The organism is Echinicola arenosa, from assembly GCF_014841125.1.
Taxonomy (GTDB): Bacteria; Bacteroidota; Bacteroidia; order Cytophagales; family Cyclobacteriaceae; genus Echinicola; species Echinicola arenosa.
This window is the reverse complement of sequence record NZ_JACYTQ010000010.1, coordinates 115799-136635: the sequence shown is the minus strand read 5'-3', so window position 1 is coordinate 136635 and position 20837 is coordinate 115799. Positions and strand designations below refer to the sequence as shown.

Genomic DNA, 20837 nt, shown 5'->3' with positions numbered 1-20837 from the left:
TTATTATTATTTCTTTTCTTCTTCTAATTCTTCTCTCTTCTTACGTTCTAAACGCTTAGCGATCATAATCCCTGCCTCATACAATACCAGTATCGGCATGGCTATCAGCAACTGACTGATCACATCTGGCGGAGTAATCAACGCAGAAAGTACCAAAATGATCACGATAGCATGCCTTCTATAAGACTTCAGCATTCCAGAAGTAACCAGTCCAGACATGGACAAGAAATAAATCACCACTGGAAGCTGGAACATCACGGCAGAAGCCAGCACCAGCATGATTAAGGTCGAAATATACGAAGTGATATCAAACTCATTTGCTATGGAAGGATCCAGTCGGTAATGCGAGAGGAAGTTAATCGAAAGCGGTGCCAAGATAAAATATCCAAAGGCCGCTCCCATAAAGAACAACAAACTCACAAAGAAAACCGCCCCTCTGGCTGCCTTCCTCTCCTTATCATATAATCCCGGGCTGATGAAGCGCCAAACTTCCCAGAACACATATGGAAAGGCTACCACAAGCCCCACCACCAAACTGGAAGTCATGTGCATGGAAAACTGTCCAGTCATCTGTCTACTTTGCAAGATAAACGGTAGTTCGTCTATACAAAGTGCTGGAATACTTAAATAAGCAGAGAGCTGACAGAGCATCCTATAGGTGAAAAAATCCACCTTGGACGGTCCTAAAATCACTTCTCCAAATACGATACTCTTGGAAAGAAAGGCTACTACTGAGCAAATCAGAATGGCTGCAATGGATCGAACCAAATGCCATCGCAATTGCTCCAAATGATCCAAAAATGACATGCCTCCTTCTTCTTCCTCCTCTTCCCTGTATTGATCTAATGCCACTTAATTTCTTTTTTTCTTAGTACAATGGGAACTGAACCATCCAGTTATTTACCTCCGTCTTGATTGCTGCAAGGGTGGCTTCATTTTCATGGTTCATCAATGCCTTATCGATCAATTCCACGATCTTGATCATATCTTGTTCTTTAAGGCCTCTGGTGGTGATGGCTGCTGTTCCAACCCGCATTCCTGAAGTTACGAATGGAGAGCGGGTATCGAAAGGCACCATGTTTTTATTGATGGTGATATCCACTTTACCTAGCGTTTCTTCAGCAATTTTTCCTGAAAGATCCTTATTTCTCAGGTCGATCAGCATCAGGTGATTGTCTGTTCCACCAGAAATCAATTTATATCCTTTTTCCACGAAAGCATCAGCCATCACGGAAGCATTTTTCTTCACTTGCAAAACGTACTCCATGTATTCATCTGAAAGGGCTTCTCTGAAAGCCACTGCTTTAGCAGCAATGATGTGCTCCAAAGGTCCTCCCTGCATTCCTGGGAATACTGCTGAGTCCAACAATTGCGTCATTTTTCTCAATTCTCCCTTTGGATTTTTATGGCCAAATGGATTGTCGAAATCTTCTCGCATCATGATCAAGCCACCTCTTGTACCTCTTAAGGTCTTATGTGTGGTCGTGGTCACGATATGGCAATGCTCCAATGGATCATTCAAAAGACCTCTAGCGATCAGACCGGCTGGGTGAGAGATATCCGCCAACAATAAGGCGCCCACCTCGTCAGCGATTTCTCTGAATCTTGCATAATCCCAGTCACGGCTATAGGCAGAAGCACCACAAATGATCAACTTTGGCTGAACCTCTTTGGCAGTTTCTGCGACTTTGTCCATATTGACCACGCCAGTTTCTTCTTCCACACCATAGAAGTGAGGCTTATAGTTCTTGCCGGAGAAGTTTACCGGGGAACCATGAGTCAAGTGACCACCATGAGAAAGATCAAAACCCAAAATGCTATCACCAGGATTCAGACAGGCCAAAAACACAGCTGCATTGGCTTGAGCACCAGAGTGAGGCTGAACATTGGCCCATGTGGCTCCGAAAAGCTCCTTGGCACGGTCAATAGCGATCTGCTCAATATCATCCACTACTTCACAACCTCCATAGTAACGCTTCTTAGGTAACCCTTCGGCGTATTTATTGGTCAATACACTACCGGCAGCTTCCATCACCTCCTTGCTGGTGAAGTTCTCAGAGGCAATCAGCTCAATTCCTCTTTTTTGACGGTCTTCTTCTTTTTGGATAAGGTCGAATATTACCTGGTCTCTTTTCATGAGTATGCTCTTGTTTTTACAGTCTTTTTCTGCCCAAAATGATTTGGGAACTTCCACCAAGTCCTATGGCTAAGCCGGATAATGGCAGATATAATTTTGGCTGCCCAAAATTAGTTCGAAACAATGTATTATCCAATTGATTGAGAAATTGCTTCTGCTAAAAAAGACTTGGAAAAGGAAAAGCCGCGCAAACCTTCCATTAAGTATCTAAAACAGCTCACGGACAACACTTAATCAAACCCAACTTTGTTTAATTCTTGTCATTAATCTTTTAATTTTGAACCATGATTGATTTTGAATTTGCTCCTAAAAGTTATTTCGACGGTACTGGACCTTCGGCTTTACTCGCCAAGCTTTCTTATCCAGAGAGTCAATGGGGTGAGGAAATCAGCATTTATGCTGCTCCTTTGGATGGCAAAATCTATTACGAAGTGGTGGATTTTTACGGCAATGAATTTGACCCTAGCCCTGACAAATCAAATAACCCCCTGACCTTACAGGAGTTTATTTTTCTGATCGAAACATTGGAAGTCGTGGACCAAAGTATCAAGGGCGATATGAACCTGACGCTTGCTGGTATCCCAGAAGCAAAAAGTAATGTATATCCCCAACTGGAGGAATACTTTCAGGAAAAGCGCAAAAAGTTTGGGATGAATTAATTAAAAATCCCAAATGGATGCCACACCTTCTCGCGCATGACTGGACTGAAACCAATATTCATACGTTTCAAAATCGATGCAATCGTGCAGTTCCATTCCTTGAAAATTCATTTTCTTAATGCTTGAACCAGGCAAAAAGCTTCTTAAGTCATTGGCCTGGTCAATGGTCAGCTGTGATAATTGGATCATGCGTTGTTCTCCAATCAGGATAGGTACAAGTTTCGTCATAATCTTAGATTTTCTCCTATCAAATAAAGCACTCAAATTTAAAATATTGATTAACAACAGATTACATTACTGTTAATTTCTAAGCAATTTTTACCTTATTTTTGATCCATGACCAACCTCATTCTTGTCATTCTTTGTCTGATCATTGGCATTTTGCTCCAGCGCCTAAAGGAACTGCCCAAAGATGCTCCCAAGTCCCTCAACACTTACCTGATTTATATCGTCCTCCCTGCTTTGGCTTTGCTCCATATTCCCGAGACGGAACTTTCGCTTGGATTGCTACTTCCCGTACTGACTGCATGGATAAGTTTTGGGATTTCATGGGTAATTTTTGGCACTTTGGGAAAAAAATTGGGTTGGAGCAAGGCAACCACAGGTTGTTTGATCATTGTGCCTGGTTTGGCCAACACCTCTTTTATTGGCTTTCCGATCATTGAAGCACTTTATGGTAGCGAAGGCCTTAAAATAGCCCTGATGGTAGACCAAGCGGGTTCCTTTATCATTGTGAGCAGCATTGCCATCATTGTGGCTTCTATCTATGGCCATGGGAAAAAACGCAAAAGGGATGTGACCAAAAAGATCCTCACCTTTCCTCCTTTTTTATTCTTCCTGATTGCCTTGTTCATGAACCTCTTGCATTTGGAGTTTGAAGGTACTGTGTATGAAATATTACAGGCTTTTGCTGACACTCTTACACCCATAGCACTGATTGCCGTTGGCTTACAGGTAAAAATCAATGCAGAGACTTTATCTTCAAAAAACCTGTGGTATGGCCTGTCTTTTAAATTATTGTTTATCCCAACGCTCATATTCTTCCTATACAGGTTGTTCTTGGATGAAGGAAATATCCTTTACAAGGTAAGTGTGATGGAGACCGCCATGGCTCCGATGATCACTGGCTCTATCATTGCCATCAACCATGACCTCAACCCAAAACTTGCTTCACTTTTGGTGGGAATTGGCATTCCGCTTTCCTTTATCACCTTGATGGGCTGGTACTATTTGGTGGGGTAGAGAGCGGATTATTTTAAAGAATTGATTATGGCTAAATGTAAGCACAAAAAAGCCAGGCAAAGAATCCTCTGCCCGGCCAAATAAAACTGTTTCACCATTTTCATTCGATTGGTTTCGTTTTGGTCGTATCTGTCTTGGGCTTGGACTTGTTGAAAAATCCTTTGAGTAAATCCTTCACTTCATCCGCCGCTTGGTTTTGCGCTTCTTCCACCTTTTTGTTCAGTTCCTTTTTAGCACTGTCCTGAGCGGCATTTGCTTTGGCTTTCAATTCTTGTTTTACACTGTCTTCCTGTGCCTTGAATTGCTCGGCCACTTGGTTCTGCAACTTTTCACCTTCAGCTGAAGCTCTTGACTTCAGCGCATTGGTGATCAAAGCTTCCATGCTGTTTCCACCGGCCAAGCTGATTTTAGGCTGTTGATAAGTACCTCCCAGATTGATCGCAACAGGAATCTTGGTATCCCCCGTTACCTCTGTTCCAGAGATGGATGCCAATAAACTGTTGGCTTGGCTCCCGAACTTTCCTGCTGGCACTTGCATATTGACTAGGTAACTGATACTTCCATCAAACCCCGTACTTCCTTGAATATTGGCCTGGTAATCCCACAGTTTGATATCAAAAGGACTCACATTGAGCATGCCATCTTTGATTTCTGCTTTTAAATTCAGGTCCTTTATCTCCAATGTATTTCCATCTTTGAGTTTGGTCAATGAGGTAATGCCACCAATGATTTTACTATCTTTTAAGGCCGCCTGTGCCACTTTAATCAGTCCGTCTCCATCCAGCGAGGACAAAACAGGCATCATGTCTTGACCTAAGTTTCCAGATAAAGAAAAGTTCGTTGTAAAATCACCATTAAGGTGTTCTGCAATGGGTGCAAATGCCTTGATAGTATTGAAAGATTTAAAGGCTTCCTGAATACTCACTCCCAGCATATTGAAATCCATATTGAATTTCGGGTCTTTTATATTTTGGGTATTATAGGCACCATTCAATGTGAGCTGCCCCCCCATGGTGTTCATGCCCGCATCTTTGAACGTCAAAATGCCATCCTTTAGGGTCATCATACCTTTGGCATTGGTAAAGACCAAATTATCATACAACACCTCATCAGCCTTCACGGACATGGTGAAATTGACATTTTTAGGCAATTCTATCAAAGTAAGTGAAGTTGTATCAGCTGTAGTTTCTTCACTCTCTGTCATCCACTCATTGATATTAAATTTGCTGGAATTAATGTCCAATCTACCAGTCAAAACCGAAGTGTCCTTAAAAAGGTAAGCCATGTAGTTGCTCAGGCTACCGTTTGCTTGAACGGGGCTTTCTCCTAGTCTGGCATCGAATTTTGTCAAATTAATAGCTTGAGGACTGAAATCCCCATTGGCCTGATGAATTCTTATTCCTTGAGGAAGATCTTTATCCGTATAATAGAAATCTGTTAAGGTAATCTGCCCACTTGTGCTCAGTCTATTGTAGCGTTCTGCTTCCACATCAGCATAACTTCCTTTGGTGTCAATATCCGCCTTGATTTTACCGTCCATGATCACCTCTTCCATCGGAAATATTTTACTGATTTTCCCTAAATCCACTGTACCATGGATAGCACCATCCCAGTTCAACTGGTCCAAATCACTGACTTTCATATTTCCTCTAATCTCCTCACCTTCCAGTTTAAACCCAAAATTCGACAGGTTAACCCAGAAATCACTCATCTTACCCGAATTGTTTTGAATAGTCGTATTCGCATTCAAATCTTCTATAGGCGCTGGATATTCTTCACTTTTTACAAAGCCATTCGTAAGAGCCATCTTGGCATTGATAGCAGGAATGATTTCAGCTACACTGTCATACCTTCCTTTAGCTGTAGCATCCACATCCAAAATCCCTCTTAGCTCCATTCCCTCAATGGGAAAAATAGAAGTCAGCTCTTCCAAATTCAGTTTTCCTTTCAATTGACCATCCACATCGTAAGTAATCAAGTTCTCTAAGAGCAATCTACCTGAAATCGGATTGGAGCCGAAGGTCAGGTTAAATGCTGGAATATTCACTTGGGTATTGTCTATATTTCCTGTTTCATTTTTGACGGACATATCCACATTAATGTTGTTGACCGGCTTGGGCAAGTCTGGATATTGGAACATCCCGTCAGCTACTTTCAAAGAAACCTCAAATTTAGGAAACTGTGTTTCATTATAGCTTCCTTTCAGGTAACCTCCAAAATCCATAGTACCTGAAGTATTGATCCCGTCAAAGGATTCCGTGTAAATGCCCGGTACAAGGGAGAGAACACTTTTAAAACTATTTTCCTTTCCTTCAAAAGTCAGGTCAAAATCAATGTCCTCACTGGGCATTGCCAAAAAACCGTCAATGCCAAACATAAAATCATTAAGTCCAAACTGTCCTTCTCCAAAGGTGAACTTCATTTGGGTCATATCTACCTGAATCTCGGTATCTGCGGTAAAAACTTTATTACTAAGATAATTGACCTCTTCATAATCCATCCTGGCAATATTGGTACTGATCTTTCCATTTAGATCATATACGTCCGCCGTAAAATCACCGTAACCCTCCATATCAAAATCCTGTAAAGCCAAAAAATATTTCAACTGTCGATCATCATAAACAAAATTGACATCTTCAATTTCCATCAGGTCAATCCCTAGTTTAAAATTGGAAGGTTCTACAGCCACAGTATCTTCTTCACTCTCCATGGCAATATCATAGTTCGCAGTACCATCCTCTAGTACTTTGACGTAAATACGGCCCCCTTTCAAGTGTAATCCAGTCAATTCAGGGTAATCCCCAAAAATAACAGACATCAAATTAAAATCCACTTGGAAGTTATTGACATGCGCCAAGGTATCATTTTCAAAAGGTGCATATCCTTTTACGCCAAATTCCTTCACAGTGGCTGAGATATTGGGAAACCTCTTGAGCACACTCAAACTGATGTTATCAATATTATAATAAACTTGAGCGTTCACAGAATTAGCTATTTCCTGATCTATACGTGCCACAATTTTATCTTTAAAAATAAAAGGCGTCGCAATCAAGGCCACCAATAAAAAGGCAAATACTGCCAAAATTATAATTAATGTCTTTTTCATAACCATTAGATTTTAAACCAGTCTGTTTTTTGACTAAAAATTAAATAGCAGACGAAGCTACATTATTTATGCATCAAATTTGATGCCTCATAAAAAAAGGGACACGAATATGTCCCCTTTTTAAAATAATATGTCTTCTAAAACTTCTTAGACTGACATGAGCTTGAAATGATAATCTATTTTTTCATTTTTCTGATGGCTTATCTGCTTTCTCAAATGATAAATAGCTTCCAATAGTGGTGCATTGTTAAGATCTCCAACATCAATCGCCCTGAAGCCAATTAATTCAATAAGTCGTTTGATCCGGAATTTATCCACTTCGGCATTGCCACAGAAATAAGTTTCTTTTACCAATTCCAGAGGATCAGAATTAGGATAATCCAAGCCAAGATTATTAAAACCCTTCAATACCCTTTCGTATCCTGATTTCTCTTGAATGTATTTAGTATTGCACCCAAAATTAGGGTTATAGTTGCCATTGGTACAATCCAAAATTATTTTGTCTGTACTTTCCAATTGGGAAAGGCAATGGCAAACCAAGGGCAAATATTCATTCTCACAGCAAATTAAAATGACATCTGATCTTTTAATGGCTTCACAGTAGCCAAAAACCTTGTCTTTCTGCATGCTTAGAATTTTCCATTCTATTGGCCTTAGTTCAAATTCTTCCCTTACCCCAAAAACCACATTTAAACCCATGGACATGTACTTGTTCCCTAGTGTGGTTGAGAGTTTAGTTCCTCCGATGATTCCTAACGTCATGGTCTTCATGTTTAAAAGTAATCCTCTAATCTTTTAACGATATTGGCGTGGGTTTCTTTTCTTTGGTGAGGGAAAAGAACTTGGATGATTAACGTCGCTAAAAGTTTATACTTGTATAATCAATTGAAAACTATAAAAAAAACACTGAAGAGCCAAATTTATTTTGGTATAAATAGCTTAAAACAAGCACAATACATTTTTAGCTGGTCAAAAAACCAAAATATAGATTCCAATAACAGTCATTAGGGAATTTTACCAGACTTTTTTTATTTGATCATACAATTCTTGGTGAATATTACCGTTGCTTGCTATAATTTGTCGACCAAATATGTAATCATCACCATTATTGAAATCGGTAACTTTTCCTCCAGCTTCTTGGACGATCAATAAGCCACCAGCCACATCATAGGAATTTAAGTTATACTCAAAATATCCTTCGACCCTACCAGAAGCGACGTAGCATAAATCCACAGCCGCACTACCAATTCTCCTGATCCCATGAGAATTTATCATAAAGTATTTTAGAAGTTCCATGTATTGATCCACCTGCTCAAAATCATAATACGGAAATCCTGTAGCAATTAAACTGGATGACAGGCTTGGGGCTTGGCTGACACTGATTTTTGTATCATTACAGTAAGCACCGCCATCTTTAGTAGCATAAAAACATTCGTTGTTATTTACCTCATACACCACGCCCAAAATGATCTCGCCTTCTTTCATCAAAGCTATGCTGACCGAAAAAACGGGAATGCCATGTACAAAATTGGTAGTGCCATCCAAGGGATCCACTATCCAGTTGTAAACATCCTCCTGCTTGTTGATAGTCCCTTCCTCAGTGATAAACCCTGCTTCAGGCAAAATCTGCTGCAGGCCATTTACCACGATCTTTTCAGCTTCTTTATCCACATAAGACACCAAATCATTGAATCCTTTGTGTTCTACTTTGGTGAGGTCAAAACTTTGTCTTTCTTTTCTGATAAAAGCACCGGCCTCTTTGGCAACGATGATAGTTTGATCTAAAAGTGATTTTAATTCCATCTTAATTTTTTCCTGATACGGTAATTACTATTTCTCCTTTTATGGTGTTTTCTTGATAATATTCGACTAGTTCTTCCAAAGTCCCTCTGATATTCTCCTCATATAGCTTTGTAAGCTCTCTGGAGACGCAGGCCAAGCGGTCTGCACCAAACGCCTCTTTGAACTGTATAAGGGTTTTTAAAAGCCTGTGTGGGGACTCATAAAATATCATGGTCCTGACTTCTTCCTGTAAATTTTCTATCCTCGTCTTCCGTCCTTTTTTATGGGGTAAAAAACCTTCAAAAACGAAACGGTCATTCGGAAGGGCAGAATTGACCAAGGCAGGAACAAAAGCAGTAGCTCCTGGCAAGCAGTTCACTTCCAGGCCAGCCTCTCTGGCTGCGCGCACCAGTAAAAACCCTGGATCAGAAATAGCTGGTGTACCCGCATCACTCACTAGGGCAAATCGCTCCCCATTCTCCATTCTGGAAATGAGTTTTTCTACTGTCTTGTGTTCATTAAAAATATGGTAACTCTGCAATGGACGCTGAATCTCGAGGTGCTTGAGCAGTTTGCCCGTTGTTCGGGTATCTTCTGCTAGGATAACGTCTACTGTTTTTAATACCTCGATGGCCCTTAAAGTAATATCCTTCAAATTCCCAATAGGTGTGGGGACCACAAACAAATGGGTATGCTTTTCTTCAGTCATCAGGTCAGTCGATCTATTGCCTCAGCCAGCTTTCTGTCTTTGTCAGTCACCACATTTCCTTGATCATGTGTGGTAAGTTCTATGGTGACTTTATTATAAACATTACTCCAGTTAGGGTGATGCTGGTGGGCTTCTGCCAAAAAAGCGACCCTACACATAAAAGCAAAAGCTTCTGTAAAATCTGAAAATTCAAATGTCTTTTTTAATCGGTTGTTTTCCTCTGGCCACATAACTGTCTTATTTTTAAAGTGAGATAATACCTTCTATCTTAGAAGCCTCCTCATATACTTTAATAATTGCCTCACTGTCTTTCATCATGGCTTTGATCGTAGCACTGATATAAGTCCCCTTGGCAGAGGCTTTGAAAGTAATCTGGTTATTAGGCAATAATCGCTTCACTTCATCCTCTTTTCCTTTAGGCACAATAAACTTGAACATGTACAATGCAGGAAAGGTAGTCTGCTCATCCAATTTTTCTTTGAACGCTGCTTTATCAAATACTTTATTCATAATTATCGAATTTACTTTATTAACGCGATAGATAAAAAATTAAATCCATAAACAAGAAAATCCCACCCTCATTAGAGGATGGGATTCTTTATGATTCAAACTTCTACCATTAGAAGAACTTATATCTAAAGTCTTTCACATTGGCCAACTCCTGAGCAGCCATCATGATCATATAAGTAGTTCTTTGTTGCGCGCTGGCCTGCAATTGGTTTTGGTACATGCTATAGTCAGCCACTTCACCAGCAGGAGTAATGCTATTCAGCTTAGCTACTATCACACCAATATCTTCTTTGATAGGCTGGGTTACTTGTCCTTGTTTCAGGCCAAATACCGCTCCAACCGCTTTAGGCGCATAACCCACTCCTGGAATCGTATTATCACTTAGTTTTAAGTCAGCAGTAGTACCTACAGATGCATATTCAGGAAAAACTTCCTTCATTGCCTCTAAGCTCTCCTTACCTTTTAGTTTCTCACTGATATAAACTGCCTTCTTTTCGTTTCTTACTTGAGCCATCACTTCAGCCCTTACTTGATCCAAAGTAACATCCCCTTCTTCAGTCTCTCCTCTTAGCATGGCCACTACATAAGCATTGTCCAATTCAAATACTGGAGAAACACTTCCTACAGAAGCATCATTGAATGCCCATCTTACGACTTCTCTGGCTCCTCCAAGATTGTTGATACTTCTTGCATTGGTACCAAGGCTATTGGCCTGAAGCACTCTGTATCCATCTTTCTCAGCATTTGTTTTGAATTCATCTGCGTTGCCTGTATTGGCAGCAAAGTAATCCGCATTTCTGAAAATCTCGTTTCTGGTCGCATCACTTGGCCCTAATTCAAGTTCTAAGGTTGCCAGCTTTACAGTGGCTGTCTTAGGCATTTCTGTCACAGAAATGACATGGTAACCATATTCTGTTTCCACCAAACTGTTGATAAGACCAGTTGACTTAGCGGCAAATACTGCATCAGCAAATGGCTCTACAAAATCTTCTTTAGCGAACCATCCCAGATCACCACCTCTTTGGGCAGTTCCATCTTGTCCATATTGCTGCGCAGCCGCAAAGAAATTACCACCGTCTTTTAGTTCAGCAAGTACTTTCTCCGCTTGAGTTTTCGCTTCTGCTTTAGCTGCATCATCCATTCCCTGAGTACCAAACAAAATATGGCTGGCTCTCATTCTAGGTGTACCATCAAATTTCTGGGAAACCTTATAAGTCACATAAGTGCTTCTGTCGGTAATATAAGGACCATACACCGCTCCCTCTTCAGGATCCTCCACATTGGAAGTCAACAAAGCTGGAAGTTGCTCACCAGGCAAGTAAGTTCTGAATGGATTGGAAATTTCTGAATTTCTCAATACAAAGACAGAATCGTTGGATGCACTGCTTAGCTCCTCAGTCAATTGAGAGATTTGCTGAATAACCGTCGCAGAATCTTCTCCGCTAGGGTAAAGATCAAACCTGATATAAGAGATATCCCTGGTATTCGCTCCTTCAAACTTTTCTTTATTTTCAGAAAGGTAGGCTTTTAGATCAGATTCACTGATGCTAACCGCAGAATCTGAAACTGCATAGAATGGAACAAATAAATGTTCAATATCCGCCACAGAACTTTGCATTCTGTATTGTAAAGCACCTTCCTCTTTGTTCGCAAAGGAAGAAGCCGCCAATAAGTTGTCATATTTGATTCGAAGCCTAGAATCAGCGAAAGTCTGTTCTTGCTGTGCCCAGAAAGCTCTCTGCTGTGCGGGCGCTGATTCCAAAGACTGCAAGAAAGCGATCAACTGCTGTCTGTCGAACTGGCCAGTTTCCGGGTTAGTCAATTGCTGGCGAAGTTCCGCCACAATGTTTTTACCTTGAACCATGTCCACCAATTCCTCATCAGAAATGGTCATGCCCAACGCTTCATACTGCTCAGAGAATACTCGCTTCACAATCATGGCCTGCCATGCCTGCTCACGAATGCTGTACATCTCATTCTCTGATGGATTTCTACCAGTGTTCTGTTGGTAGTTTAATTTAAACCGCTCTACTTGGTCAATATACTCCTCATAGGAAATTTCCTCTCCGTTAATTTCACCTACAACGGTATCCCTGCCTCCTAAAAGCATTGAATTTGGACCCAATAAGTCTCCCCCTACGAGGAAAAGTATCAACCCTACTGCAATAACACCGATTGCAAGACCTGTTCTCTGTCTGATTTCTTTTATTAACGCCATTCTTCTAGTTTTTGAAGTGTCGCAAAATAATTACATCTAGCGGTAAATTCAAAATATTATCACTATCAATAAATTACTTATTGTACTCTCTTAGGTATTTATCTTTAATTTTACTGTATCAATACGGTGATCCTGCTTGGAAACCACCGTGAATGTGAAGGGGCCATAAGTAGCCGATTCACCTTTTTTTGGAATATTTTCAGTTACCGAAAGGATGAATCCAGAAAGGGTATCATAATCTCCCTCTGGTAAATTCCAATCGTATTTTTCATTCAGGTAATCTATTTCATGTCTGGCACTCAATAAATACTCATTATCTGAAATCTCCTGCTCAATCAGGTCATCATTGTCATATTCATCCTCAATCTCTCCAAAAATCTCCTCAATAATATCTTCCATACTTACAATGCCACTGGTGCCACCAAATTCATCTACCACCAATGCCAGGCTCTTTCTTTCGGCGATAAACTGTACCAAGAGCTCATGAACCAAAGCCGTCTCAGGCACAATAATGATGGGGGTGAGAATATCCGTGATCTTTTTAGGCTTCTTGAACAGCTCCAAGTGATGGCAATAGCCGATGACATCATCTATATTTTCCTTGTATACAATGATCTTGGAATGTCCACTCTCCATAAAAGTTCCTTTCAGATCCTCAATACTGTCCTCCTCATCTACCGCCACAATGTCTGTCCTTGGCACCATACAGTCCCGAGCCTTTACCTTTTTGAACTCTACCGCATTGTCAAAGATCTTGGTATCGATATCCATACCTTCATCTCCTTCAGTTTCCAAATTGTCCTGAATGAAGCTATTGAGATCGGTAATTTTGAAAACCGGTTTATCCTCGCTGTATTCTAAGCCCAAAACATGGGTAATAAACAACCTTGACATCCCCACAATCAACCACACGATCGGATACATGAGGTAATAAATCACAGTAAATGGGACAGCAAAAAAGCTCAGTAAATTATTGGGATTGAGCATAAAGATGCTCTTTGGGATAAACTCAGCTGTGATCAAGACAATTAGAGTAGATATAATTGTCTGAATGATCATTACGGCTGCTTGATGGTTCAGGCCTTCAGGCAGGTAAGACTGAATGGTCGGCTCCAGCAAGTAGGCCATAAAAATACCATAAACCACAAGTGACACGGTATTGCCAAGCAGGGTAGTACCAATAAACTGGCCAGGGTTTTTGACAAATCCTGCCAATACCTTTCCTGTAAAGCTTCCCTGCTTATTTTGCAGCTCTATCTGCAACTTATTAGCAGATACAAACGCAATCTCTAAGCCTGAAAACAATGCTGAAAACAATATGGTGATGAGGACGTAGCCCAAATAGTGATATTCCATTATCTGCTTTTTTTCTTCCTGTCTTGTTGCTGACCTACTTCTTCCTGATCTTGCTCAGCCCACTTAGTTTTTAAGTACTTATACCAAAATAACATGGCCACAGCAAACATAAAAATAGGATATGAAAACGTGATGCCTTGGGTCATCGTGACATGCGTCCCTATAATGACCAAAGCAGCAGATAATGATAATAAAATTATTCCTTTTAGCTTCATATTATTCCTATACCCATAATGGTATCTAATTTTCAGTATTGGATGGCCCCTCTTCAATTACAATCGGACTATCAACGATTTTATAGAAGGTATACTCATTGAAGCTTTCATCAGCTTCCATTCCGGTCCCGTGAATAACCGTTCCGTTTTTCTTTGTGACAGTTACAAATTTCTCGGTAAATATTATCCCTTTCCGCTCATCCCAAAAAAGCTCTTCAGAATTTAGCTTATTGCCTTTTTCGATATTATGGACCCGGACATCCCCTTCTCCGCGGTACAGATTCTCTCTATGATCAAAATAAGCCCTATCAGCTCTAATAGTTGAGCTGAGCACTCCATCTGTTTCATAAAAGTGGATCAAAATCCCCTCTGGAAATTCCATATCATTATTAGAAAACACCAATTGCCTGGGTGCCGTCATCTTAATCCGAACCACAGCCGAATCACTTCTGAAAACCTCCATGGCAGTAGTCACCCGCACAGGCCCATCGTAGTTCTCCAATTGCCTCAAATCTACACTTTCACGACAGGAAGCAGCCATTACAATTACCAGAAAAATAAAAGCGACTCGTTTCATGTTACAAATCTATCAAATTAATCGTGTTAATTACCAAATAGCCATACGAGTAAAGCAAAAAGGCGGTTATGAAAACCGCCTTTTAAGTATGATCAGGAGAGCTAATGCTCCTTATGTTCAATGATATTAATCTCTGGTTTTTAAAGAAACCGTCTGACCTACCCAACATCCAGTGCTGATGGTTTGGCCTACTTGGTAACCTTCAGTAAACAATTCCTCTTTGGAAGGGAAGCGTGCTTTGGCACTGGCCATTCCTGAATTGTCACCTGCCTTGGCGAAAGCATCATAAGCAGCGATAAAGATAGAGTAATCTTTTACACGGCTCTGACCACCTCTACAATCATTGGCAGAAGTCATGTATAATCCACCGATTAGAGACCAAGCATCAGAAGCCAATTTCGAATCTAGCTCAGCAGCCTTCAAAGCAGATTGTCTCGCCGCAGATTTCTGGCCGATTTTAGCTTGTGCTCGTGCCAAGTCAAAACTAACTTCAGCTCTCTGAGCATCATTTTCGGCCAATTCAAGAGCCCTTTGGAACATTTCAACAGCTTTGGCAGGCTCCTCACTTTGAATATACCTCATTCCCCTTACTTGAGAAGTTGAGAACGTTGGATTATCATTATCCACTACTTCCAATGCCTTGGTAAAGGTTTCAGAAGATGTGCATTTATAGGTTACTGAATATTGGAAAATTTGCTTAGCTAACTTGACATTGCTTGGGTCAGCTACTAGTTTTGGTCCCATTTTATTTTCAATGAAATCACAATCGATGATTTCCATATTTACCAAAATTTGGTCAAGTGTATTTCTCTGTCCTGAAACATCTTCTCCAGCAGCTTCCGCTTTATCCAATCTTGCATTTAGATTTTCATAAATCGCCAATACCTCTTCAGGAGTGTAAGCATTGTTGTACGCGTTGTTTCTATATACCAAATCAAAGTAGGCAGGAACCAAGCCAAAGGTGTTGATTTCACCATTTAGTTCAATATCTCTGGCAAAGTAAGAAGCAGCATCTCCAACTTTATCTTTATCACTTCTATAATATCTGTAGCCATAATAAGCCTTGTTTTCAATCCAAGCAGCTTCGTTATTGTATTTCTCAGCTCTCAAATCATAAATAGTCATTACAGAATCTTGATAAATCTTTTTCTGAGCTTCATCGGAAGTTTCATCAGCAGCACCATTGTAAACGGTGACACCATTGATATAAATGGCTTCATTAAGGTCTGGTGCATTGACCAATAGCCAGTGTAAAGGTTTGGTAGCCGCAATAAATTGATCGGCTTTCATATAATCGTTGTAGGCAGCGTTATACTCCCTAGCCTTTGATTCCAAGGCTGAATCAGAAGGCCAGTTCCAGTTATCCTGTGCCTGTGCCATGCCCGCTAATGCAAAAGACAATAACCCTAATAATGCAAATTTAGCTTTCATACTTATTATGTTTATTCAAATACTTTTTTGTAGAACCAACTGTTATCATTGATGGAAAAGCCAAGTGAAACTTTAAAATAGTTTTCCTTAACCAAGCCATTTTCTGTTGTACCTCTCTGTCCCACTTTTACAGCCATGTTTAAGAGTGATAAGCTGTTCATAGGAACAGAAGCTCCAAAATTAATGCCAATATCATTGACCTTATTTTGGCCTATCAGATAAGGGGTTTGCTCAAATTCAACCCCTGCCCGGAATGTAGACCGCATAAAAGCACTTTCCAAGGAGTAAATATCGGGAACAAATTGTCCACCGAGGCCTACTTTAAATGAATTTCCAAGACCTTCATTTAAGCCTATGAAAGATTCATATTCCCTAAAATCCTGATGCTGAGCCTCAAGACCAATTACAAATTTATTGATTTTTTCGAAAGATATACCATAACCTAACTTATTAGGTAAATAAATACTACCCTTTTCGTTATTGAATACGGTCTGTCCATTTGAATCCGGATCACTAGCTTGCCCAATACCTGCCATTTTCGCAAACTTTTTTCCTTCTAAGTCGCCAAAAACGTGATAAATGGCACCAAAATTCAAGCGACTCCGCTCTCCCGTCCGCAAAGCATAATGGGCACCTCCCTTAAAGGAAAAATCACTCAAACTTAATCTATCATAGTATTCAGAAGCTCCACCCTGAACTACTCCATCCTCATCGGTCAGTGTCAATTGTTGCCTATTGATTGTAGATCCGAAGATGTAGGATCCGTGGAAACCAAGGTTAAAATTCCTAAATAATTCAAAACCGGTAGAAACATACACCTCACTAATTCCTCCTCTCCCTCTTATCCTACTCACCGAGTTCAGGTCAGAATTGACCACGGGAGCTTCCACCAAATGCTCATAATCAACCGTGCTGATTTGGTTTAGCCCCATGCCTACCGTCCATTTTCTTGGTTTTATAGGCAATGACATTACCACATTACTCAGACCGCCACCATCAAGTGTAGAAGAACTGGTTGCAGTTTGGGCAGAAAATCGCTTGTAATTGAATGCCGCCTGAAAGTTAAACACGTTGTTTTTTACTGAAAGGGCAGGGTTCACCTGATTGACAGACCAAGCATCACCATAACTAATCCCTAAGCCACCCATTGCCTGGTTCGGTGTCAGCCCGGAGTTGTTCATGTCTCCGATCCCGATAGAACTATAGGTAGAGGAACCAATCTGTCCTTTTGCTTGCGTAAATATGAAAATGGCACAAAATGCACCAATTAACTGCAGTCTAGTTTTTATTGACATTGTAAATTAAAATTCTATTCAATCCATGCAGGACCAAATTGGGGATTACAAATATGTGGTCTTTTGTTAAGCTTTCAAAGAATTTTGCATCACCTCCACAAATAAAGACCTTTAAACCTTGGTGTTGATGCTGATATTGGCTGATAGTTCCTTCTATTTCCTTTTGGATCCCATAATAAACGCCACTTTTCATTCCTTCCACCGTATTCTTTCCGATGAAACTAGGCCGCTCTTCTCCCATAACCATTTCAACCAATGGCAGTTTGGCTGTCTGGCGGTGCATGGCTTGAAACCTCATTTGTATGCCAGGACTAATGGCGCCTCCCAAATAACGATCAGCGCTATCTATAAAATCAAAAGTGATGCATGTTCCCAAGTCCACACTCAAAACTGGCCCTTTCTCTACCAAGCTGTAAGCTCCAATGGCCGCAGCCAGGCGATCAAGGCCTAGCGTATGGGGAGTTTCGTAATGGTTTTCTACAGGAAAGCGTGTTTCCCTGTCCAAAAAGAAAAATCCAAAAGGCAGCATCAATTCCAACTCTTCCTTATTCCAGCGCACAGAACTTACCATGACATGGTCAAAGACCCATTCTTGAATATGGTTCCTGAGCTCATCCATGTATTCCACACTGAACTCCTCTTGAAGGGCCAATCCTTCAAACATCGCTGCTTTTATCCGAGTATTTCCTATATCTATTACTAGATTCTTCAAGCCATCACCTTTAATTGCACTACTCACTAAGCCTTAAAACAGGCCGTTTCTAACAAGCAATACAAGCCCAAATTTCGGCGCTAAATTAAGGAATTTAAAAAGCGGGTTTGAATTACACCGTTTAAAATTATCTTTAAGTCCTCAATTTTAACAAACTTTAACCCTTATGGAATCCAGTAGAATTTACCGTGCCATTGGCTTGATGTCCGGAACTTCCGGGGATGGCCTGGATGTGGCCTATTGTCATTTTACTTATTCAGATCGATGGCGTTTTACCATAGAAAAAGCAAGCACGCTAGAATTTTCGGATGAACTGGGTTTCAAGCTGGCCAATTCACATACCTTGTCTGGTGAAGAGCTTTCCCTGCTGGACGTGCAATTTGGCCAATGGATGGGAGAAGTGGTCAAATCATTTTGCGATAAGCATCAATTAAATCCTGAAATCATTGCTTCTCATGGACATACCGTCTTCCATCAACCCCATTTGGGATTTACGAAGCAAATCGGTTGTGGCTGGAGTTTGATGAAAGCCTCAGGCTTTTCGGTCATCAACGACTTTAGAAGTTTGGATGTTGCCTTGGGCGGACAAGGGGCACCACTGGCACCCATTGGGGATCATTATCTATTTGCAGACTATGAATTCTGCCTTAACCTAGGTGGCATTTCCAATATTTCCATGATGCACCAAGGCGAAAGAATCGCTTTTGATGTTTCTCCATTTAATTTACTGCTTAATCTTATCGCAAAACGAAAAGGACTCGCCTTTGACAGAGGAGGAAAACTGGCTGCTTCCGGAAAAGTCAATCAAGACTTTCTGGACCAATTAAATGCCGCTGACTTTTACCAGAAAAAAGGGGCAAAATCTTTGGGAAGAGAAGACATGGATCAAAACTTTATTCCATTGATTCAAGCTCAACAGGATATTCCTGAAAATCTCTTGGCTACCTTGGTAGAGCATTACAGCCTGCAAATCTCACGGGTAATATTAAACCATGCCTTAGATAAACCAGCTAGGCTATTGATAACTGGTGGGGGTGCTTATCATGACTATTTTATTGATCGGCTTCAAACATACTTGGGAAACAAAGTCGCAGTAGTAGTTCCCAATGCTGAAATCATTGAGTTTAAAGAAGCTTTGATATTTGCCTTTTTAGGGGTAAGGAAAATAAGAAAAGAGGCCAATTCTTTTGCCTCTGTCACGGGGGCAGTGGCAGACAGTTGCGGAGGGGTATGGTATTCCCCTTAATTTGCGGAGGTTGCATTTTTTAAGATATTATAGTTTTGCTAGAGTTTTTCGTAAATTACCCAAAGCCAATGCTAAAATAACAGAGCTGGTAATTTAAGTTTCAATAAACCCAGATAAACCCTATGAAAAGTTACTTTAAAGCAAACCTGAACCAAGCAAGGTTAAAAAAACACCCGTTTAGAGCTTTTTTTCAAAATAAAGCCAAAGGCTTGCCTCAGAAATAGCCTGAGAACGATTTTTTTTTATTTTTGTGCAACTCTAATTAACCGTATTTATGAATGAACTGCTCAAGAAATTTGAGAACAAGCAACCTGAGATTGTTTTTGAATGGAGCGATAGCGAATCTGAAGCTGAAGGTTGGATAGTGATCAACTCACTGAGAAACGGGGCAGCAGGTGGTGGCACCAGGATGAGAAAGGGGCTGGACAAGCGAGAGGTGGAATCCCTTGCTAAAACCATGGAAATTAAATTCACCGTTTCTGGCCCACCCATTGGGGGAGCAAAATCCGGGATCAACTTTGACCCTAATGATCCCAGAAAAGAAGAAGTCTTGAAAAGATGGTACAAGGCTGTACTACCTATCTTAAAAAGCTATTACGGAACAGGTGGTGACCTCAATATTGACGAAATCCATGAGGTCATCCCCATAACAGAATCCTATGGTCTCTGGCATCCTCAAGAAGGAATAGTCAACGGATACTATCAAGCTACAGAACCTCAAAAAATAAGAAAACTGGGCCAGCTACGCCAGGGTGTTTCCAAAGTTTTGGAAGACCCAAATTATACTCCTGATAGCCCCAAGAAATATACTGTTGCGGATATGATTACCGGTTTTGGCGTGGCTGAAGCGGTAAAACACTATTATCACTTTTGGGGTGGAAACTTAAAAGGCAAGCGAGCTATCATCCAAGGCTGGGGGAATGTGGCCTCAGCGGCTGCTTGTTTTCTGGCGGTGGAAGGCGTTAAGGTCATTGGCATCATTGACCGGGAAGGGGGGCTGATCAAGGAACAGGGATTTTCCCTTGATGAGATCCGCCAGCTGTTTTTGACCAGAATTGGAAACAAACTCAATGTCGAAGAACTAATTCCTTTCGAAGAAATCAATGAAAAAATCTGGGATTTAGAGCATGAAATTTTCATTCCTGCTGCTGCCTCAAGGTTGGTAACCAAAGAGCAAGTGGATCGATTGATCCAAAGTGGTTTGGAAGTAATTTCTTGCGGAGCAAACGTTCCTTTTGCGGATCGGGAGATTTTCTTTGGCCCAATAGGTATGGCAGCAGATGAAAAAGTGGCTGTAATTCCTGATTTCATTGCTAATTGCGGTATGGCAAGGGTCTTTGCTTATCTAATGTCCGATGGGGCCGAAGTTACTGACCAAGCTATTTTCGAAGATGTAAGCCACACCATTTATAAGGCACTAAAATCTACGTATGATTTACATACTGAAAAAACAGGTATAGCGAGAAAATCTTTTGAAATCGCTCTAAACTTATTGGTTTAAAACGAATAACCGTTTTTAAGATTAAAAGATTAACCCAAAATTAATTTATTCCGACCATACCAAATTATTTTGGTGGGTTTGGCTCAAATTCTGTAGTTTAGGGGTTGCAAATTCCTTCAGACTACTTTTTGTCCATAACGG

Annotated in this window: 20 protein-coding genes; 4 read left to right on the top strand and 16 right to left on the bottom strand. The window is 40.6% G+C overall.

Annotation, left to right across the window (positions count from 1 at the left end; translation table 11 throughout):
* Positions 1 to 6 precede the first annotated feature (6 nt).
* Both tatC and IFO69_RS20375 read right to left on the bottom strand, forming a co-directional pair.
* Positions 7 to 852 (bottom strand): twin-arginine translocase subunit TatC, encoded by an 846-nt coding sequence (gene tatC / locus IFO69_RS20380; RefSeq protein WP_192011996.1) that lies wholly within the window; start codon positions 850 to 852, stop codon positions 7 to 9.
* Between the two features lie 16 nt (positions 853 to 868).
* Positions 869 to 2137, bottom strand: a complete 1269-nt coding sequence (locus tag IFO69_RS20375; protein WP_192011995.1) for a serine hydroxymethyltransferase — start codon at positions 2135 to 2137, stop codon at positions 869 to 871.
* Positions 2138 to 2421: 284 nt separating this feature from the next.
* On the opposite strand from IFO69_RS20375, the gene IFO69_RS20370 reads away from it, so the two are divergent.
* Entirely contained in the window at positions 2422 to 2796 is a 375-nt protein-coding gene (locus IFO69_RS20370; protein ID WP_192011994.1) for a UDP-glucuronosyltransferase, read from the top strand.
* On the opposite strand, the gene IFO69_RS20365 is transcribed toward IFO69_RS20370, so the two are convergent.
* Entirely contained in the window at positions 2797 to 3024 is a 228-nt protein-coding gene (locus IFO69_RS20365) for a hypothetical protein (RefSeq protein WP_192011993.1), read from the bottom strand. It lies immediately after the preceding gene.
* 108 nt (positions 3025 to 3132) lie between these two features.
* Here IFO69_RS20365 and IFO69_RS20360 point away from each other — a divergent pair, with 108 nt between their 5' ends.
* A complete protein-coding gene (locus tag IFO69_RS20360; RefSeq protein WP_192011992.1) occupies positions 3133 to 4038 on the top strand; it encodes an AEC family transporter in 906 nt (301 codons plus the stop codon).
* 100 nt (positions 4039 to 4138) lie between these two features.
* Here the strand turns inward: IFO69_RS20360 and IFO69_RS20355 are convergent, their stop codons facing one another.
* From IFO69_RS20355 to IFO69_RS20295, 13 genes are all read right to left on the bottom strand, one after another.
* Complete coding sequence (locus IFO69_RS20355; protein ID WP_192011991.1) at positions 4139 to 7144, bottom strand: AsmA-like C-terminal region-containing protein; 3006 nt, start codon at positions 7142 to 7144, stop codon at positions 4139 to 4141.
* 147 nt (positions 7145 to 7291) lie between these two features.
* Complete coding sequence (locus tag IFO69_RS20350; protein WP_192011990.1) at positions 7292 to 7906, bottom strand: NADPH-dependent F420 reductase; 615 nt, start codon at positions 7904 to 7906, stop codon at positions 7292 to 7294.
* Between the two features lie 252 nt (positions 7907 to 8158).
* A complete protein-coding gene (locus tag IFO69_RS20345) occupies positions 8159 to 8947 on the bottom strand; it encodes an inositol monophosphatase family protein (RefSeq protein WP_192011989.1) in 789 nt (262 codons plus the stop codon).
* 1 nt (position 8948) lies between these two features.
* Positions 8949 to 9635 carry a 16S rRNA (cytidine(1402)-2'-O)-methyltransferase gene (rsmI, locus tag IFO69_RS20340; protein ID WP_192011988.1) on the bottom strand — a complete coding sequence of 229 codons (687 nt, stop codon included), beginning with the start codon at positions 9633 to 9635 and terminating at the stop codon, positions 8949 to 8951.
* Positions 9635 to 9865: a 4a-hydroxytetrahydrobiopterin dehydratase gene (locus IFO69_RS20335; protein WP_192011987.1), complete on the bottom strand. Its 231-nt coding sequence runs from the start codon at positions 9863 to 9865 to the stop codon at positions 9635 to 9637. Before IFO69_RS20335 ends, rsmI begins: the two co-directional genes overlap by 1 nt.
* A gap of 13 nt (positions 9866 to 9878) precedes the next feature.
* Complete coding sequence (locus tag IFO69_RS20330; RefSeq protein ID WP_192011986.1) at positions 9879 to 10145, bottom strand: DUF493 family protein; 267 nt, start codon at positions 10143 to 10145, stop codon at positions 9879 to 9881.
* Between the two features lie 109 nt (positions 10146 to 10254).
* Entirely contained in the window at positions 10255 to 12363 is a 2109-nt protein-coding gene (locus IFO69_RS20325; RefSeq protein ID WP_192011985.1) for a peptidylprolyl isomerase, read from the bottom strand.
* 90 nt (positions 12364 to 12453) lie between these two features.
* Positions 12454 to 13719 (bottom strand): hemolysin family protein, encoded by a 1266-nt coding sequence (locus IFO69_RS20320; RefSeq protein ID WP_192011984.1) that lies wholly within the window; start codon positions 13717 to 13719, stop codon positions 12454 to 12456.
* The gene (locus IFO69_RS20315) at positions 13719 to 13934 is read right to left on the bottom strand and encodes a hypothetical protein (protein WP_192011983.1); all 216 of its coding nucleotides are present in this window, start codon (positions 13932 to 13934) and stop codon (positions 13719 to 13721) included. The genes IFO69_RS20320 and IFO69_RS20315 overlap by 1 nt, the downstream gene beginning before the upstream one ends.
* A gap of 25 nt (positions 13935 to 13959) precedes the next feature.
* Entirely contained in the window at positions 13960 to 14511 is a 552-nt protein-coding gene (lptC, locus tag IFO69_RS20310) for an LPS export ABC transporter periplasmic protein LptC (RefSeq protein ID WP_192011982.1), read from the bottom strand.
* A gap of 126 nt (positions 14512 to 14637) precedes the next feature.
* Complete coding sequence (locus IFO69_RS20305) at positions 14638 to 15942, bottom strand: tetratricopeptide repeat protein (RefSeq protein ID WP_192011981.1); 1305 nt, start codon at positions 15940 to 15942, stop codon at positions 14638 to 14640.
* Between the two features lie 11 nt (positions 15943 to 15953).
* Complete coding sequence (locus IFO69_RS20300; protein ID WP_192011980.1) at positions 15954 to 17237, bottom strand: hypothetical protein; 1284 nt, start codon at positions 17235 to 17237, stop codon at positions 15954 to 15956.
* Entirely contained in the window at positions 17221 to 17949 is a 729-nt protein-coding gene (locus IFO69_RS20295) for a type III pantothenate kinase (protein WP_192011979.1), read from the bottom strand. The genes IFO69_RS20300 and IFO69_RS20295 overlap by 17 nt, the downstream gene beginning before the upstream one ends.
* Positions 17950 to 18115: 166 nt before the next feature.
* Here IFO69_RS20295 and IFO69_RS20290 point away from each other — a divergent pair, with 166 nt between their 5' ends.
* Both IFO69_RS20290 and IFO69_RS20285 read left to right on the top strand, forming a co-directional pair.
* Positions 18116 to 19195: an anhydro-N-acetylmuramic acid kinase gene (locus IFO69_RS20290; protein ID WP_192011978.1), complete on the top strand. Its 1080-nt coding sequence runs from the start codon at positions 18116 to 18118 to the stop codon at positions 19193 to 19195.
* A 274-nt stretch (positions 19196 to 19469) separates the two neighbouring features.
* Complete coding sequence (locus IFO69_RS20285) at positions 19470 to 20696, top strand: Glu/Leu/Phe/Val dehydrogenase (protein ID WP_192011977.1); 1227 nt, start codon at positions 19470 to 19472, stop codon at positions 20694 to 20696.
* The last annotated feature ends 141 nt before the right edge of the window (positions 20697 to 20837 follow it).

Bases quoted from the DNA above. Each gene is read 5' to 3' on its own strand.
- IFO69_RS20285 (WP_192011977.1), top strand. From the start codon at position 19,470: ATGAATGAACTGCTCAAGAAATTTGAGAACAAGCAACCTGAGATTGTT.
- IFO69_RS20375 (WP_192011995.1), bottom strand. From the start codon at position 2,137: ATGAAAAGAGACCAGGTAATATTCGACCTTATCCAAAAAGAAGAAGAC.
- rsmI (WP_192011988.1), bottom strand. From the start codon at position 9,635: ATGACTGAAGAAAAGCATACCCATTTGTTTGTGGTCCCCACACCTATT.
- IFO69_RS20320 (WP_192011984.1), bottom strand. From the start codon at position 13,719: ATGGAATATCACTATTTGGGCTACGTCCTCATCACCATATTGTTTTCA.
- IFO69_RS20335 (WP_192011987.1), bottom strand. From the start codon at position 9,865: ATGTGGCCAGAGGAAAACAACCGATTAAAAAAGACATTTGAATTTTCA.
- IFO69_RS20315 (WP_192011983.1), bottom strand. From the start codon at position 13,934: ATGAAGCTAAAAGGAATAATTTTATTATCATTATCTGCTGCTTTGGTC.
- IFO69_RS20305 (WP_192011981.1), bottom strand. From the start codon at position 15,942: ATGAAAGCTAAATTTGCATTATTAGGGTTATTGTCTTTTGCATTAGCG.
- IFO69_RS20350 (WP_192011990.1), bottom strand. From the start codon at position 7,906: ATGACGTTAGGAATCATCGGAGGAACTAAACTCTCAACCACACTAGGG.
- IFO69_RS20290 (WP_192011978.1), top strand. From the start codon at position 18,116: ATGGAATCCAGTAGAATTTACCGTGCCATTGGCTTGATGTCCGGAACT.
- IFO69_RS20360 (WP_192011992.1), top strand. From the start codon at position 3,133: ATGACCAACCTCATTCTTGTCATTCTTTGTCTGATCATTGGCATTTTG.
- IFO69_RS20370 (WP_192011994.1), top strand. From the start codon at position 2,422: ATGATTGATTTTGAATTTGCTCCTAAAAGTTATTTCGACGGTACTGGA.
- IFO69_RS20345 (WP_192011989.1), bottom strand. From the start codon at position 8,947: ATGGAATTAAAATCACTTTTAGATCAAACTATCATCGTTGCCAAAGAG.
- IFO69_RS20325 (WP_192011985.1), bottom strand. From the start codon at position 12,363: ATGGCGTTAATAAAAGAAATCAGACAGAGAACAGGTCTTGCAATCGGT.
- IFO69_RS20330 (WP_192011986.1), bottom strand. From the start codon at position 10,145: ATGAATAAAGTATTTGATAAAGCAGCGTTCAAAGAAAAATTGGATGAG.
- IFO69_RS20300 (WP_192011980.1), bottom strand. From the start codon at position 17,237: ATGTCAATAAAAACTAGACTGCAGTTAATTGGTGCATTTTGTGCCATT.
- IFO69_RS20365 (WP_192011993.1), bottom strand. From the start codon at position 3,024: ATGACGAAACTTGTACCTATCCTGATTGGAGAACAACGCATGATCCAA.
- lptC (WP_192011982.1), bottom strand. From the start codon at position 14,511: ATGAAACGAGTCGCTTTTATTTTTCTGGTAATTGTAATGGCTGCTTCC.
- IFO69_RS20355 (WP_192011991.1), bottom strand. From the start codon at position 7,144: ATGAAAAAGACATTAATTATAATTTTGGCAGTATTTGCCTTTTTATTG.